This is a genomic window from Shewanella seohaensis (assembly GCF_023283775.1).
Lineage (GTDB): Bacteria > Pseudomonadota > Gammaproteobacteria > Enterobacterales > Shewanellaceae > Shewanella > Shewanella seohaensis.
The window spans coordinates 50979-66303 of record NZ_JAKILE010000008.1 but is presented as its reverse complement, the minus strand read 5'-3'; the positions used below and the strand labels follow the sequence as shown (position 1 = coordinate 66303).

At 49.5% G+C, this 15325-nt stretch carries 11 protein-coding genes; 8 read left to right on the top strand and 3 right to left on the bottom strand.

All coding sequences use genetic code 11. From position 1 onward, the window contains the following. Positions 1-66: 66 nt before the first annotated feature. Genes L2713_RS10860 through L2713_RS10850 form a run of 3 tightly spaced genes read right to left on the bottom strand, consistent with a single transcriptional unit; the run spans position 67 to position 5847 of the window. Positions 67-1575: a sigma-54-dependent transcriptional regulator gene (locus L2713_RS10860; protein WP_248967905.1), complete on the bottom strand. Its 1509-nt coding sequence runs from the start codon at positions 1573-1575 to the stop codon at positions 67-69. A gap of 8 nt (positions 1576-1583) precedes the next feature. Further along, positions 1584-4943 carry a PAS domain S-box protein gene (locus tag L2713_RS10855; RefSeq protein WP_248967904.1) on the bottom strand — a complete coding sequence of 1120 codons (3360 nt, stop codon included), beginning with the start codon at positions 4941-4943 and terminating at the stop codon, positions 1584-1586. Between the two features lies 1 nt (position 4944). Further along, entirely contained in the window at positions 4945-5847 is a 903-nt protein-coding gene (locus tag L2713_RS10850) for a phosphate/phosphite/phosphonate ABC transporter substrate-binding protein (RefSeq protein WP_089067810.1), read from the bottom strand. A 311-nt stretch (positions 5848-6158) separates the two neighbouring features. Here L2713_RS10850 and L2713_RS10845 point away from each other — a divergent pair, with 311 nt between their 5' ends. From L2713_RS10845 to L2713_RS10810, 8 genes are all read left to right on the top strand, one after another. Then, complete coding sequence (locus L2713_RS10845; protein ID WP_248967903.1) at positions 6159-7394, top strand: PP2C family protein-serine/threonine phosphatase; 1236 nt, start codon at positions 6159-6161, stop codon at positions 7392-7394. Further along, a complete protein-coding gene (locus tag L2713_RS10840) occupies positions 7391-7786 on the top strand; it encodes an ATP-binding protein (RefSeq protein ID WP_086904306.1) in 396 nt (131 codons plus the stop codon). Before L2713_RS10845 ends, L2713_RS10840 begins: the two co-directional genes overlap by 4 nt. Positions 7787-8008: 222 nt before the next feature. Continuing rightward, complete coding sequence (locus L2713_RS10835; protein ID WP_089067812.1) at positions 8009-8350, top strand: STAS domain-containing protein; 342 nt, start codon at positions 8009-8011, stop codon at positions 8348-8350. Positions 8351-8385: 35 nt separating this feature from the next. Next, positions 8386-9654 carry a polysaccharide biosynthesis/export family protein gene (locus L2713_RS10830; RefSeq protein ID WP_248967902.1) on the top strand — a complete coding sequence of 423 codons (1269 nt, stop codon included), beginning with the start codon at positions 8386-8388 and terminating at the stop codon, positions 9652-9654. A gap of 67 nt (positions 9655-9721) precedes the next feature. Next, the gene (locus L2713_RS10825; RefSeq protein WP_248967901.1) at positions 9722-11134 is read left to right on the top strand and encodes a GumC domain-containing protein; all 1413 of its coding nucleotides are present in this window, start codon (positions 9722-9724) and stop codon (positions 11132-11134) included. Beyond that, entirely contained in the window at positions 11089-12423 is a 1335-nt protein-coding gene (locus L2713_RS10820) for an O-antigen ligase family protein (RefSeq protein ID WP_248967900.1), read from the top strand. Before L2713_RS10825 ends, L2713_RS10820 begins: the two co-directional genes overlap by 46 nt. 216 nt (positions 12424-12639) lie before the next feature. Next, complete coding sequence (locus L2713_RS10815) at positions 12640-13968, top strand: oligosaccharide flippase family protein (RefSeq protein WP_248967899.1); 1329 nt, start codon at positions 12640-12642, stop codon at positions 13966-13968. Next, complete coding sequence (locus tag L2713_RS10810; protein ID WP_248967898.1) at positions 13965-15020, top strand: glycosyltransferase; 1056 nt, start codon at positions 13965-13967, stop codon at positions 15018-15020. The genes L2713_RS10815 and L2713_RS10810 overlap by 4 nt, the downstream gene beginning before the upstream one ends. Positions 15021-15325 lie beyond the last annotated feature (305 nt).

Here is a 15325-nt window from a genome sequence, read left to right as displayed (position 1 = left end):
TATGGAAGCTTTCTGTTGAAGCTCTGTAGTAACGCAAAGTGTCTGCGGCTCAAATTCAGCAATTTATTAAGTTGAACGTTCCGCTTGTTCTTCCCATGTCATCCGTTTGCGATAAATGGTCGATGGGCTGATATCTAGTAGTGCTGCCGCTTTAGGAACATTACCATCACACAGGGCAATCGCCCCTTCTATCGTTTGCTTTTCGGTTAACCACAGTGGTTGGATCCGCGTCTCTTGGATGTGTGGATGCGCATCTTGCGTGGACTCTGGCGCTAATTCGCTGCTTATCCGTGGAATAGCGTTATCTATGTTCTGCGAAGCGTGAAGCTGCGTATGGGTTTCAGTCTGGGCACTGTTTTGTGAAAGCGCATTAGTATGAACTTGTGCATGGCTCCTCACTTGCGAGGCCTGCTTCAGCGGTGCGGGGAACATGCTGGGCTCGACATGGCTTGCGTCATTGAGCACCACAATTTGGCGAATCACGTTCTGAAGTTGCCTCACATTACCCGGCCAATCATAGGCTTGCAGCATAGTCGCGGCTTGAGGGTTAAAGTCGACAAACTGTTTACCTTCTTCCTTGCTGTAGGTTTTTAATAACTGTTTAGCCAGCAATAGCACATCGCTGCCCCGCGCGCGCAAAGGGGGCAGTTCAATGGGGATAACATGCAGGCGGTAGAACAAATCCTCGCGAAAATGCCCAAGTTTGACTTCTTCCCAGGGTTCGCGATTGGTCGCGCTGATAAAACGAATATCCACATGCTCTTCCTTGGAGCCGCCCACCCGCTGGAAAGTCCCCGTTTGGATAAACCGCAGTAGTTTACTCTGGAGCTCTAAATCCATTTCGCAGATTTCGTCGAGGAACAAGGTGCCACCGTCGGCACGAGTCGCCGCGCCATCTCGGTTGCTGTGGGCGCCGGTAAATGCGCCCTTACAGTGGCCAAAAATTTCGCTTTCAATCAGATCCTTTGGAATAGAGGCGCAGTTTAAGGCGATAAAAGGCTTGTCGGCGCGGTTACCCACTTGGTGAATGGCCTGAGCGCACACCTCTTTACCCGTTCCGCTCTCCCCCATAATAAATACTGACGCCTTACTGTTAGCGACACAATCTATGGTTTTGTACACACTCTGCATTGCCAGCGAATCACCGATAAACCCTTGGTAATGGCCTTTCGGTAAGCTGTTTTCATATTGAGTGACGAGCTCTAAGAGTTGCTTTTGCTTGAGCGCATTGCGAACGGTAATAGAAAGCCTTTTACTATCAAAGGGTTTGACTAAAAAATCGAATGCCCCTGAACGCATGGCGTCGATGGCAATATCGATACTGCCGTGGGCGGTGATCATAATTGTGCTGATATGGGGATAGCGCTGCTGCACTTGCTTGAGGATATCCAGCCCCGACATATCCGGCAGCTTGATATCGAGGATCAGCAGATCGGGCTGCCAGTTGGACAATTCACTTAAGGCGTCTGCGCCGCAATGAGCATGGGTCACTTTTATGTCCTCGGCACGCAGATACTCAGTGTAGAGCGCGCTGAGTGACAGGCTATCTTCGACCAATAATGCAGAATAATTCATAGCTCTCCCTATTGAATAAAACGTTCCGTTAATACGCTGTGTGTCTGCTTACCAAGGACATCAATTTGTGCCATCAGCTCTGGGATGGCGCCCAGTTGCTGCTCTCGGGCGCAGGCTTCTAATTTTCGAGCGAGTACAAATAATGCCGCCGCCCCAAAGCTGCCCGAGCTGCTTTTTAGAGTGTGGGCTTGATCTTCTATCTCGTCCACTTGACTGGCCTTAAGAGCGCTTAAGTTCTCGAGCCGCTGCGCTAACTCATCGCAAAAGATACTCATCATATTCGATAGACTCGCCTTACCGAGGGTTTGCTCAAGCTCCGCCAGCAGCGGCTCATCGAGCAGACTCGCAGTATTTTCAGCAGGTTTTACCGGGCTTTGTAAACTGACAACGGCATTGGGCAACCACTTTTGAATCACCTGCAACAAGGTCTTTTGTTTGACCGGTTTGGCGATAAAGTCCTTCATTCCAACTTGATAACAATGCTCTATCTCTTCTTTCATCACATTGGCGGACATGGCGAGGATCACTTGCTCTGGATGCTGCTGCAAAATAATTTGCGTGGCTTCAAGCCCATCCATCTCGGGCATACGCACGTCCATCAAGACGAGATCCAAGGGCTTGTTATCGACTAAGTTAACCGCCTCGACACCATTACAGGCGTAAGTGACATCAAAGCCTGCCTTGGTGAGCATAGTCCCGGCAATGATTTGGTTGGCGGGACTATCCTCCGCCAGCAAAATGTGGCCTTGGAATTTCTCCTGAGCCACGTATTCCTCTTCAAATTCGTTTGCAAGCGCATCCTTACTCAAGAGTGCCAACTGCATCGCACGGCTTAACGGCTTATTGATCACTTGATCTAGACCTAAGGTCGTCAAGGTTTGGCCTATCTCAGTGCTCATCCCCGACACCAAAGCCACCATGGAGCCATCGGGCGCTAAATGTGCTTTTCGTAATTGGTGGACATCTTTTTCATCCACCTCGAAGAAAAAGGTTTCATCGAGCAGGATAAGATTGAACGGAGCTTTAAATTGCTTGGCGCGTTTAATCGATGGCCAATCCTGCACCTCGACCGTCTCCACGCCATATTGCGAGTATTGTTTCGATACGAGCCTGAGCCAGGTCGCATCTTGATGGGCAAGCAGTACCCGCGAGTGCGCGGGGAAGTAATAGCTATGGCAGAAGTTGCTATCGAGCAGCTGCAAAGACACATAAAAGGTAAAGCAACTGCCCTTACCGAGTTCGCTATGTAATTCGATACTGCCGCCCATCATAGTGATAAGCTCGCTACAGATGGCTAAACCTAGACCCGTGCCTTTGTAGTTGGTGTTGTGGGTATCATGGACTTGGCTGAATTCTTGGAATAATTTGCTTTGTGCCTCCGCCGCAATCCCAATACCGGGATCGGTAACGCGGCAATAGAGTTGCACCTCTGTTTGATGATTGTCCGGCAGCCACATTTCGACGGTAATGGTGCCAGAGGAAGTGAACTTAATCGCATTATCCACTAAGTTATGCAGCACTTGGCGTAAGCGCTGCTGATCGCCAACCACAGTGCGGGGCACATTACGATTTACAAAGCTCACCAGCTGTAATCCCTTCTCAAAGGCTTTAGGTTCCAGAATTTGCAGCACCTGAGCGACCAGTTTGTCCGGTTCAAATTCGTGGGACTCGAGCACCATTTGTCCGGCTTCAATCTTAGAGAAGTCCAAAATATCGTTAATGGTATGCAGCAACGCACTGCCCGCTTCCCGTGCGATATTGGCGTGAATGCGCTGATCCTTACTCAGGGACGAATCGAGTAATAATTCCACCCCGCCTAAAATCGCATTCAGTGGCGAGCGGATCTCATGGCTCATGGTCGCTAAGAAGCGCGATTTGACTCGACTGCCCTGCTCGGCTTGTTCCTTAGCTAATTGCAACTTGAGTTCGTTGGCTTTGCGCTCGGAAATATCCCGTAAAAAGGCCGTAAACAGCACTTCATCACCAAGCTGAATAGGCACAACCTCAAGCTCAATGGGAATTTGATGACCCGCCTTGCAACGGGCCTGCAATTCAACCCGTTTATTGAGGATTTGCCCTTCACCCGTTTGTTTGTAATGGGCCATCCCTTGTCGGTGCTCATGGTGGTGCTCATCAGGAATGATTAAGTCTTCTAACAAGGCCCCAACCGCCTCTTCGCGGCTGTAACCAAAGAGCCGTGTGGCCGCGAGGTTAAACTCGATCACTTTCCCCGACATATCGATAGTGATCAAACAATCTTGGCTCGCCGCTAAGGTGGCAAGCAGCACTGACTCGGTTTTCGCCGCGGCAATTTCTTTGCGTTTTGCTTCGGATAAATCTTTGACTAAACCGATAAACATCGCCCGATTGTCGATGCTCATCTGCGACACAGATAAAGCAATGGGAAACAACTGCCCATCCTTACGTTGCGCCGTTAACTCGCGGCTGGTGCCGATGATTTTGGCAACATGGGTCGTGAAGTACTGTTGAATGTAACCATCGTGCAGCGATCTTTGGTCGAACGGCATGAAAATCGACACATTCTGGCCAATCAATTCATTGTGAGCATAACCAAAGAGTCGACTGACGGCGGGATTGATGTCGGTGATGATGCCAAATTCATTGATGATCACAAAGCCATCGACCGCCGATTCTAGAATAGTGTTAAGACGGATATTCGCCGCTTCCAACGCCTTGGTCCGCGCATCGACCTTATCCACCATGTTGTTGAAAGCGCAAGTCATCTGGGCGATTTCATCCTTGCCATTCACGGGGACACGCACCCCCAATTCCCCCGCTAAAATGCGTTTCGAGGCGCTGGTCAGCTGGGTTAAATTACGGGTGAGATAATGCCCCAGCAGCAGTGAAAACAAGGCCACCAGCAACATTTCTACCCCTGCTATCGAGAGGATCTGCTGTGTCACTGTATGAACGAGGTTCTCAAGGCTTTGTGTCTCAAAGCCCATACTGACTGAGCCAAAATGATAGCCATTGACTTCAATGGATTGCACCAGATCGAAGATCCCATCATCAACTTGATCTAAGTGTTTATCCGCCTGATGGGAGACTTGAATGTATTTATCGGCGCCGCCATAGGCCAAAATACGGTTCTGATCAGACACAGTGACGTACAGCACTTCCTTGTGACTCAGCAGCTCTTGGATCAATGACTGCAGCGTGGCGAGATCGTTGCTGATCACCGCATCCTGCGCGGCGACCGAAAACAAGGTTAAGGTGGCCTCGGCCCGTTTTTCAATTTGCGACTGATTGGACAATTTAAGGTAGTTAATGCTGGTGTACACCAACAAAAACAATAGTAAGCCTTCGATTAAGGCGATCCCTAAAATGGTTTTCAGTCTAAAGGACACACTATTTCTCCTCGAGCGGCTTGGTTAATGTCCCCAGTTTTAATTCACGAACATCATCCCAATCCTTGTCTTCTGCCGCCACAAAGGAAGAAAAGTCGACGGATTGTAGTAAGGCTTGCCCCTGTGGCGTCGTGGATAGCGCCATTAATTGTTCGAGTAACTGCTGACGCTGCGCCTTTGTCACTCTCGGATGGGTTGCAATGGCGTGGGGCGTGTAGGTTGGCGACTGCCAAAGCACATTTAGCTGCTGTTTTTGTGCATCGGTCAAATTGTTAAAGGTGCGCTGCACCCCGCCACCAGCATCAACGAGTCCTTGAAGTACTGCTAAGTAAACCGAGTCATGGGAGCCAACATATTTCACCTGCACATCGATATTACCCTGCTTTAAATGCGCTCTCGGTAATACGCTGGCCGCGAATGCGGCAGGTGCGGGAAAAGCTAAGGTTTTGCCCGCAAGCTCGGTTAAGGACTTTATCGGCGAATCCTTACGGACAACGAGCAATCCTTTCAGTTTTTTGTCCTTTTCCCGCGCAAGCGCTTGGTAGCCAGGTACTTCATGGAACACCACATAATGATAGGGATTCATATAGGCAATATCGTATTGCCCGTCTTTCAGGCGTTGCTCAAAGGTGGGAATATCGGGCGCCGTTGCAAATTGCAATTGATAATTTGCATTTTCGGACAAGGCCGCCAAGATTGGCGGCCATAGCTTAGCCAGTTGAATAGCCGATTGCTGAGGAACTATGCCAAAGGTCAATATGGGTTTTGTGTTTTTTGCGACGAGAGGAGCTTGGGCATTAACCGGTGAAATTAAACTTATCATAAGAATTATCAAACAGATAAATTGCCAATGACTCGCCTTATTCGGTGTCGACTGGGTGCTTAATGTCGAAAACTTATCCATGCTAAATGTCCTTTTGTTAATGATATGCAGGCTACACAGGGTGCCTCAACCTAGCGCGCCCTGAGGTGATATCAGCAACCCCTATGCCACAAAAAATACCACCAATAAAAACAATCACCTTGGAGAACATTGCACAAAAGATAAACTCACTATGGATGACGGATTTGCATTTTGCAACAAACTACAAAAAATCAGTCTTTAGCTTGGTCTTTTCAGCGCATGTAGACAGTATCAACCTCAATTAGCAGGCTTTTTTTAAATGGGCATAGCTCTTGCTATCGAAGAATATTCGCCATTATCGGAGCCAGACTATGCCGCTCTCTTCGTTGTCATCGATGCAAGCCGTTACCTTGTCTGTGCTGGTCGTGGAAGATACGGACAGTGAGCGCCTTTATATCACACAGCTATTGAGGCAATTTGGTTGGTTAGTTCAGAGCCTAAGCAATGGTCAGGAGGCGGTGGATTATCTCGCGCACAACGAGGTACATATTATTGTCAGCGATTGGCGCATGCCCAAGATGAATGGTATTGAGCTGTGCCAAATCGTTAAAAATCATCAATTACCGCCCTTTGTGATCCTGTTAACTTCTAATAATCAGACCGCCGACATAGTGCTGGGTATCGAAGCCGGCGCCGATGATTTTATCTGTAAACCGTTTCACCCAGAGCTACTCAAGGTCAGAATGTTAGCCGCGATGCGTATCGTGCAGCTGCAACACCATCTGAGCCGCAACAATCAACTGTTACAACAAGGGCTGGCTAAGGAATCCGCCATGCTCAGTACCCTAAAACAAGATTTAGTTTCTGCCGCGAAAGTGCAGCGGGAATTGCTGCCCCGCAGTAAAACCTTGCCAAGGGGCTGGCAGTTGCACCATGAGTTTCAACCCGCCCATTACCTTGCCGGGGATTTATATCAGTGTTTTGATTTGGGTGATGGTGAACTTGGTTTTTTCCTTATAGATGCCGCAGGCCATGGCGTTGCCGCCGCACTGCAGAGTGTCAGCCTTGCCCAGCGTTTGTCGCTAGAGCGAACCGATTGGCGTGGCTTGTCGCCGCAGGAGATAGTCAATCAACTCAATCGTGAGTTGAGCGATCCTGATAATACTGGCCGTTTCGTGACTCTGCTACTTGGAAAGATCCATACCCAGACTGGCGAGCTGCGCCTGTGCAGCGCCGGCCATCCTGCGCCGTTACTGCTGAGTGAAACTGACTGCGCGCCTTTGCCTCTTGATACCGAATTGCCCCTTGGGATCCACGCCGCCGTGCAGTATCAAGATCAACTCATAAGGCTTGCACCTGGGGCTCGACTCTTGCTGTTTTCCGATGGTGCCTACGAGTGCCAACACCCTAAATTTGGTTTTTTTGGCTTAGAACGATTACAAGCCCTGTGCCGTAATGCCTACAGCCTAAACGACCAAGACTTGCTGCGCCATTTAAGCCACGCCTTAAAGCTGTGGCAAAGCGGCACAACCCAAGATGATATTTCCATGATGTTAATTACTTACCCATCTGCCAACTATGCCAATACGGCTCTGGAGGCCCTATGAACAGCTTGCAGTTTAATCTCACCCATGAACAGTGGCGTCAACATCCCTTCTGTGACGAGTTAGAGCAGTTTATGTTGATGCAAAATGTGCATGAACGCCAACGCTTTAAAGTGATTACCTGCGTACTCGAAGCGGTAAGTAATGTGATTAGCCATACTCAGGATACCCATGAGCCTATAGTGTTGATCGTGCATTGTAACCACGACCGTATCGTCGTCGATTTACTCGATCATTCCCCCACAGTGCCCAAGGTTGCCTTCGAGGAGTGTCCAAACCAACTGAGCGAGCATGGCCGTGGCCTGTGGATCATGTACAACTGGATGGATGCGGTGCGTTTTCAAACCACAGTGCTTGGCTCACACTTAAGATTAACCTTACTGCGTCATCATTAAACCCGATCGATACCAAATCTAGCGGTAGGCTTACCAACCGCTAGGTTTGGTTTTCGTGTTACACAATCCCCATTGCAAATTGCAATGCATTTTCAAATCTGACTATAGCGCCCAGTTAACAAGCAAAATAACCACCTGATTTTAATCAATAAAAATCTTGGCCTGATAAATGCTTTCTGAAGATGCGGTTTCAATACTAACTGGCAGGCAGAGGTGATTATCATGAAATTCTTCCCACTTGAAAAATACAACGCGAGCCTAGTGATATTTCCAACCGAGATGATGATGGCCAACACGCCCACCCACAGGGCCGCGCTATTGCGCCATATGGAGCAGAACACCAACCGCTTAATCATCAATCTTGAACAAGTGAAATATATCGACTCTAGCGGATTGTCGGTGCTGATCTCCGCCCTTAAGCGGGCGCAGCAACAAGATGGTGAAATTCTGCTGTTATCACCCTCGGCCCATGTGCGTGCCCTGATCGAACTGACGCGCTTACATCAGATATTCAGTATTTATGAAGATCAAGACGCGGCCATCGCGCACTTTAGTTGCCACTAGTTCAGCGTGAGCATCAGCTAAGAGGGAGTGACATCATGGAAACCTTATCACACCGCCATGTAGGCAAGATTGAATGCAAACGCCGTTTTTCCTTTAGCCTAGCAACCCTAGGCGCCTCTATTTGCATGTTAACGGCCTGCGTCACTCCCCAGCGCACCACTCAGGACCAACTCTGTCAGCAACAGGCCGGAGAATATTGCCACTACTTTGGGCCACAAACCTCCTATCTGCGTCAGGCGGATCAACAGTTGTTAACAGCGCAAACGGAAAACCTCAGTTTTAATCCAACAGCAGTTCAAAACGTTAGCGCCACATTCAGCGATACTGCCGCCTTAGATGTGCAGCTCTCTGTGGGTGATAAATTGCGGGTAGGAGTTTTACATGGCGAGGATTTCAGTGCCGATGTCGAAATTGATGCCAACGGCCAAATCTATCTGCCCTACTTACCGCCCATCAATGCCCAAGGCTTAACAATCGCCTCCCTCAAGCAGCGCATAAGTCAAACCTTAGTGAGCGAGCAATTGATGCAGGCCAGCAGTGTGCGCGTCAATATCAGCCCCATCGCCTGGGCACCGATTGAAGTGACCGTATTAGGTTCAGTGTTTGAACCTGGGCAGCACTTTATCAATCAAAAATCCGATACCGAAATTAAGGATGACGATAAGAGCCATAGCGGCGATCAGGCCAGTGATAGAACCATAGCCGCCGCCCTTCGCGCATCCGGAGGTGTTAGACCCGACGCCCAGATCCGCCAGGTACGCGTGATCCGCGGCCAGCAACATTTTTTACTGGATTTATCTGGGGTAATTAGCGGCACCCAAGTGCCACGTTTCCTCTTAAGTGCTGGCGATCAAATCTTTGTCCCAAGTACCCGTCGTTTTGAGGATAAACTGGTGCGTCCCTCGCAGATCACCGCGCCTGGGATCCGGGTGTTTATTTCAAACTTAACCCAACCGGCGAGCAGTAACTCACAATCTGCCGTCGATACCGAAGCGACACGTTTCCCCTACGGCACACGTCTGCTCACAGGTGCGATTGCGGCCAACTGTGTTGGCGGCGCCCAAAGCACCAATGCCAGTCGCCATGTGTTACTGGTGACCCGCAATCCGCTCTCGGATCAAACCGATATCGTCGAGCGTTCATTGGACAGCTTGATCCGTGAGTCTTGGCAGCCACAAATGAACCCCGTGTTGCTCCCCGGTGACGGCATCGCCTGTTATGACTCTGGCGTGACCAATGTGCGTGAGATTGCGCGCAGCTTAACCGACTTACTGGTGCCCGCAAGTTTACTCGGTTTGCTGTAGTACGAAACCAGCGCTTGGGTGACAGATTACGTCACCCCTAGGACGATTCGACGAGGGGACATTGATCATGAAAGCATCTCAGGAAGGCTACCCTCTACTGTGGTTAAAGCGTGCGCTGGTCAATGGCAGCAGCCTGCCCGCCCCCGCCCGCCGTAAGTTATATCTAAAGACCGTGTTGTCGGCATTAGCGGTGATTTGGCTGATCACAGGTCTTGTCATCGTTATCACCCCAACCCGCTATACCTGCAAATGGGTGTTGATTTTACCCGGTGCGGGCGCAGGCGCCGTCGTGAGTTTGGACAGCCTAGGTCAAGCCAGCAGTTCGAGCAGTTCTCCTTATCTGAGTTCTGCCATCGATCCACGGGAAAACTACAAGGCCATCGCCTTAAGCGACAAGCTATTAAGCGATGCCGCAGCGCAATTAGACCTAAAAGCCTCAGCGCTGGGCACGCCTAAGTTAAAACTCCCCAGCCAAACTGGACTGATGGAGTTCAGTATCAGCGCTAACAGCGCCGAGCTTGCCGAGCAAAAGGCATGGGCACATTACCGCACTCTGCAGGGCACACTCTCACACCTGAGAATCGATGAAATCCATATCCGTGAAAACGGCGTCAGAATGGGACTGGAGAGCTTTGCCGATAAAGTGCATCAGAGTCAGGCCAATATTGTCGCCTTCCAATCTAAGACTGGGCTGGTCTCGTTGGATCAATTTAAGGAAGTGGCGGTCACCATTGAGCATTTACGCCAAAGCCAAGTCAATCTTACCGCTAAACTCAATGGCGGCCTTGCCAGTCAGCAACTGTTGGAGGCCGATTTATCCCTGACGGCAACCCAATCCACTGACTTGCTCAAGCTGAAAAATGATCAGCTGTTCCAACAACTCTTATTCAAATATACCGAATCGACCGCGCTACTGGTGGGGCTCAATGGTCATTATGGCGAGCAACATCCGCAAGTGCTGAGCGCCAAGACAGAGCAAAAAACCATGTTGGCTGCATTGCATAGCCGCTGCCAAAAATTGTTGGCGCGCTGCGATCCAAAGTTGATGTTGATCCTCTCCGTCGATGATATCGATGGCCGCGCCGCGCTGATGCAAAAACTGATTAATATCACCACAGAAAACGAAGGCTTAGCCCATGAACTGGCGTCCTTGAGCACCCAGATTGATGAATGGGAAACCCGGCTAAAACACAGTAATGACGACGCCGCTAAGCTTGAGGATTTACACCGCGACCATCAACTTGCCACCGCAGTGTTTACTTCCGCGATTGCTAAAATTGATGTGGGTAAGGCCGACATCTTCTCCGCTTACCCGTTATTACAGCTGTTTGCAGCACCGACTCGCCCCGAAAAGCCTGACAAGCTGGGCTTGATTCTAACCTTAGTGGGTGGCATTGCCGCCTCAATGATGGTCATTGTCGGATTGAGCATACTATGGATACGCAAACCTATACTCCAGAAAATTCTGACGAACGACTAGTCTGGTTCGCCATTACGGGCACTTACTTCTTTTGGTTCTTAGGTGCCATGTATTTGATTGCCCCAGTGATTGGTTGGATCTTAGTGCTGCGAATGCTCGGCAGACTGCTGTTTTACGCAGAAGGATGCCGGATTTCGTTACCGATAATAAGTTGGATATTTGCCATGTTGTTGATGCTACTGGCATTAGTCATAGGCCATCTGGTAGAGCATTTAGGCATAGCCCAATTGATTAAATCCTCCATTGGTTGGGCTAAGGGCTGGGCGCTGCTGGCGGTATTTCCGCTGATTGGCGGTTTGCACATTCGGCCACAGCTGATTTACCGCGCCTGCTGTGTGGTCGGCAAACATACCTTGATATTGTTTCCGCTGTTTGTACTCGCTTGGCTGCTCCACCTGCCGACGACCTTATATGTCTCCCCCTTAAGCATTGTCGGCGGACCTGGGCCTGAATTTTTTGCCGTCAGCCTGTATGAAATCGACCCTGGCAGCGGTATGCCAAGGTGGCGGCTATTTACCCCTTGGGCGCCTGCACTTGGCATGGTAGGCAACTTTTATTTTCTGTTTGCCCTGCAGGAAACCAACAAGCGTTATCGCTTCTATGGCTTGGCTGGCAGTATCTTGATGGTACTTATCTCCCAATCCAGACTCGCCATCCTCTGCTGCCTTGCCCTCGTCTGTTATTTCAACTTTATTCGCTATGCCAAATCCCCTTGGTTGTATTTATTGGTGAGTCCATGTTTTTTATTAGCGGGCATTTTTGGCGAGGCGGTACTGTCTAGCATTGAAGCCAGTATTCACAGCGTTAAAGCCGCCAGAGCCGACTCGACTCGGGTACGTGAGGCCCTTGGCCAAATCGCCCTCGAGCGCTGGGCAAACGAGGCGATTGTCTGGGGCCATGGCATTGTTGAGCGCGGCCCCCATATGGTGGAGTACATGCCGATTGGCTCGCACCACACTTGGTACGGCCTTTTGTTTGTGAAGGGGATCGTTGGCGCCTTCGCACTGGCGTTGGCCTTGTTTGTCAGCGTGCTCTGCCTGCTACCCAGTTTGATGCAATCGAGACTCTCGGCGGTAGGAATGGCGGTACTGATGATTTTACTGCTTTACACCTTTGGTGAGAATCTGGAGATCCTCGCCTATCTCTTCTGGCCAGGACTCATAGTGCTCGGTATTGCCCACAATCAGGCAAGACAAGCGGCAAGTCTTCGCCATAAGAGCTCATTATTGGAACCATCACAACAATCATCGCAACAATCATCAGAAGCCACTCAACCGAGTGCTCAGTGAGATCCCTTCGAGAGTTTTTCGTTGTCATTTCAATACTCGCGGCCGTTGCAACTTGATTTGCATTTTGCAATGGACCGCAACGCCTAAGGATCTGCTAAATCGCAATCTAGCCAATATGTTTCTAAACATATGTTTTTAAACCATAAAATAAACATTAAAAAGCTGGCATAGAAACTGAATAGTCAGAAAAGGCACTCTTAACTGATAGGTGTTGCGATGAGCAGATGGGCATTGATACAAACCCTCAGGGACAACCAAGGTATTCGCCAATTGGCTAGCAGCATACTTTGGTTATGCTCTGCTCAAGTTGGCGGGCGCATCGTGCGCCTTGGCAGCAGTATCATCTTAGCCCGTTTACTCACACCCGAGGTCTTCGGTCAAGTCGCGATCATTTTGACCAGTTTTGAGATCCTCAGCATTTTCATCCGCAGGATCACTTCGGCGTTGCTGATCAAGATGGACGACAACGCCTTTACCGCTCATCTTGCCAGCGCCAATCTGATCAATATTTTTGTGTGTGTACTGTCTTTTGTTGCCTTGAGCTTACTCAGTGGATTGCTCGCCCTTTACTATCAAGACGCACAGATAGTGAAACCTATGATACTCATGGCAACAAGCTATTTGCTCCTCCCCTTTGGCATGCTGCATGCCGCCGCCAACCTACGCCAAAATAAGATGCGTATCGTTGCAAAAGCCAACCTGTGGCAGACGGTGGCCGATGGTTTGCTCACCGCCCTCCTAGCGTTATGCGGAATGGGGATTTGGGGGATTATTCTGCCCAAGGTGCTGGTGGTCTTGATTTGGATTGCCGTGCACAAGCAACATTCGGGTATTAATAATATTCACACCACCCCATTAGCGCATTGTTTCTCCAAGATAGATTTTGGCCAATGTCGCGCGCTATTTCATTTTGGTACTCAGGTGGCGCTTGGGGATCTTTGTCTCGCCCTGAGACAAAATATTGATTATTTATTAGTGGGTTACTTTTTAGGTGTCGAAGCGCTTGGGATCTATTTCTTCGCGGTCAATACCAGCCTTGGCATAAGCCTTGGTCTTATTCAAAGCTTTGGCACCGCTTTTTACTCCCATCTTTGTCAGAGTGATGGTGAAGATGCGCTGCTAAAGTATCGCCACGCTCTGCTGAGTATCATGCTGGTAACCTTGCCTATCATAGGGTTACAGAGTACGCTCGCCCCTTGGTACTTACCCTTTGTCTATGGCCAACACTGGCTCGACGCTGGCGCATTGCCAGTCTTTATTCTGCTCTGTTTAAGTGGCCTAACTCGCCCCTTAGGCGAGGCCGCAAGCCAATTGCTGATTTCCTGCGAGCTTAGCAAACTCAACTTAGTCGCCAATGCTAGTTTTATTGGCCTACTGGCCATGAGTATCAGCCTAGGCACCCTGTGGGGGCTAGAAGGCGTCGCCATGGGCATCTTCCTCTGTTATCTGATTTGTATGCCTTTGTTCGCCTATTTTGTGATGAAACCCACCGCACAAAAACTGCGTTTACCCACTTTATCCCCTTCATTAGGAGGTTCATTATGATCCCTACCGTCTCTGTCGTGATGCCGGTCTATAATGTGGAAGCTTTTGTATCAAAAGCCATTTCCTCTGTATTAGCTCAAAGTTTTACGGATTTTGAGCTAATCATAGTCAATGACTGTGCCACCGATAATAGCCTTGCCCGCTGTAAACAATTTTGCGACAGCCGCATTCGACTGGTGCAGCACGCCGTGAATAAGGGGTTAGCCGCCGCGCGCAATACCGGCATTCGCCATGCGATTGGTCGCTATGTCGCCTTTATCGATTCGGACGACCTCTGGCATCCAGATAAGTTAAAGCTGCATGTGGATCACCTACAAAAGTCGCCTAAAGTCGGGATAAGCTTCTCGCGCTCAAGCTTTATCGATTATCGGGGCAACCCGATCAATTTTTACCAGATGCCGCAGCTCACAGACATTGATGCTGGCCATTTGCTGTGCCGCAACCCGGTGGGTAATGGCTCAGCGCCGGTGATCCGCCGCGAGACCTTAAATGACATTCGCTTCCAAGCGCTGAACCACAGCGAACATTACACTTGTTATTTCGATGAACAATTTCGCCAATCGGAAGATATCGAGTGTTGGTTTCGCATCGTGGCGACAACCCAGTGGCAAATGGAGGGGATCCCCGAGCCATTAACTTACTATCGCTTAAACCACGGCGGCTTGTCGGCGAATTTAGTGAAACAACTGGCATCCTGGGAGCAAATGGTCACTAAGGCGCGCCGCTATGCTCCTAAGATATTGCTAAAGCATGAAAATGCCGCCAGAGCCTATCAGCTTCGCTATTTAGCCAGACAAGCCATTCGCCTAGGCGATGGCCGTATGGCGAAAAATTTAGTCAATCAAGCGTTGCTGACTTCGCCGCAGATCTTAATCAAGGAAACCAATCGCACCCTGACCACGCTGGTCGCGGCCTATCTGCAATGGCTAATGCCCCGCGGTATATATCAAATGTGCGAAACCCTTGGGCAAAAGTACCTAGGCTATCGCCAACGTATGCAAATCAAACGTGATGGGGTGACGGCAAGCTTACTCACGACCCAATTAAAATGAGATAAATGGCAGTATTAACCGTGACACATTTATCGTTTGCAGATTTAAGGCGGCTCATACAGCCGCCTTGCTTTTGTCGTAAGCCGCACTCTATGACTTTGATATTGATTTCGAACCTTTGTTTTCAAGCATTGGTGATGAAGACAATAACAACGCCTGAGATAGTCACTCCCTAGCCGATACTTCCATCTCAAAAGGATTTGCAGCATGCAAAGCAAACTGCGAAAAACCACTTAGCCTATCAAACAAAAACACCTTAGCCATTGTTTTTAAATAAGTTATCAATCTGGCCTGCATTATGCTTT

Bases quoted from the DNA above. Each gene is read 5' to 3' on its own strand.
- L2713_RS10860 (WP_248967905.1), bottom strand. From the start codon at position 1,575: ATGAATTATTCTGCATTATTGGTCGAAGATAGCCTGTCACTCAGCGCG.
- L2713_RS10850 (WP_089067810.1), bottom strand. From the start codon at position 5,847: ATGGATAAGTTTTCGACATTAAGCACCCAGTCGACACCGAATAAGGCG.
- L2713_RS10845 (WP_248967903.1), top strand. From the start codon at position 6,159: ATGCCGCTCTCTTCGTTGTCATCGATGCAAGCCGTTACCTTGTCTGTG.
- L2713_RS10840 (WP_086904306.1), top strand. From the start codon at position 7,391: ATGAACAGCTTGCAGTTTAATCTCACCCATGAACAGTGGCGTCAACAT.
- L2713_RS10835 (WP_089067812.1), top strand. From the start codon at position 8,009: ATGAAATTCTTCCCACTTGAAAAATACAACGCGAGCCTAGTGATATTT.
- L2713_RS10830 (WP_248967902.1), top strand. From the start codon at position 8,386: ATGGAAACCTTATCACACCGCCATGTAGGCAAGATTGAATGCAAACGC.
- L2713_RS10825 (WP_248967901.1), top strand. From the start codon at position 9,722: ATGAAAGCATCTCAGGAAGGCTACCCTCTACTGTGGTTAAAGCGTGCG.
- L2713_RS10820 (WP_248967900.1), top strand. From the start codon at position 11,089: ATGGATACGCAAACCTATACTCCAGAAAATTCTGACGAACGACTAGTC.
- L2713_RS10815 (WP_248967899.1), top strand. From the start codon at position 12,640: ATGAGCAGATGGGCATTGATACAAACCCTCAGGGACAACCAAGGTATT.
- L2713_RS10810 (WP_248967898.1), top strand. From the start codon at position 13,965: ATGATCCCTACCGTCTCTGTCGTGATGCCGGTCTATAATGTGGAAGCT.